The organism is Aeromonas taiwanensis, from assembly GCF_000820165.1.
Taxonomy (GTDB): Bacteria; Pseudomonadota; Gammaproteobacteria; order Enterobacterales; family Aeromonadaceae; genus Aeromonas; species Aeromonas taiwanensis.
This window is the reverse complement of sequence record NZ_CDDD01000029.1, coordinates 1-670: the sequence shown is the minus strand read 5'-3', so window position 1 is coordinate 670 and position 670 is coordinate 1. Positions and strand designations below refer to the sequence as shown.

The 670-nt window shown below is 65.4% G+C and carries 2 protein-coding genes; one reads left to right on the top strand and one right to left on the bottom strand.

Going from position 1 to position 670, the window contains the following annotated elements; translation table 11 throughout:
- Positions 1–231, bottom strand: a 231-nt coding sequence (locus tag BN1136_RS05050) for a metal/formaldehyde-sensitive transcriptional repressor (protein WP_043808154.1), incomplete at its 3' end; no start/stop codon positions are given.
- Between the two features lie 71 nt (positions 232–302).
- Here BN1136_RS05050 and BN1136_RS05045 point away from each other — a divergent pair.
- A partial coding sequence (locus tag BN1136_RS05045) for a cation diffusion facilitator family transporter (RefSeq protein ID WP_043808152.1) occupies positions 303–670 on the top strand: 368 nt, incomplete at its 3' end.

Here is a 670-nt window from a genome sequence, read left to right as displayed (position 1 = left end):
CTCCAGCCGCTCGGCCGGGGTCGCCTCCGGCGCGCCCAGGTGTTCGCGCATGTGCCCCTCCAGCACCTCCAGCATCAGGCCGTTGACGGCCCCGCGGATAGCGGCGATCTGCTGCAGGATGGCGGCGCACTCGCTCCCCTGCTCCAGGGCGCTCTCCAGGGCGCCGGTCTGTCCCTTGATGCGTCTGACCCGGGCCAGCAGCTTCTTCTTGTCGTGGATGGTGTGTGACATCACGGATCCTCTCGCGCAATAAAACTATACTGGGGTATAGTATATTGCATCATCTGCTTCAGGAGAAATCCATGTCATCCCCCGTCTCGTCCCATTGCCACCAGCCCGTCGTGCACGAAGGCAATCCGCTGGCAGAACAGAAGACCCGCTGGGCCGTGCTGCTCACCGTCGTCATGATGGTGGCGGAGATCGGCGGCGGCTGGTTCTACAACTCCATGGCGTTGCTGGCCGACGGCTGGCACATGAGCTCCCATGCGCTGGCGCTCGGCCTCTCGGTGCTGGCCTATCGCGCCGCCCGTCACTTCGCCCGCGACCACAGGTTCAGCTTCGGAACCTGGAAGATAGAGGTGCTGGGGGGCTTCAGCAGCGCCCTGCTGCTGGTGGGGGTGGCGGGGGTGATGCTGTTCGAGTCGCTGGCCCGGTTGCTGGATCCCAGCCC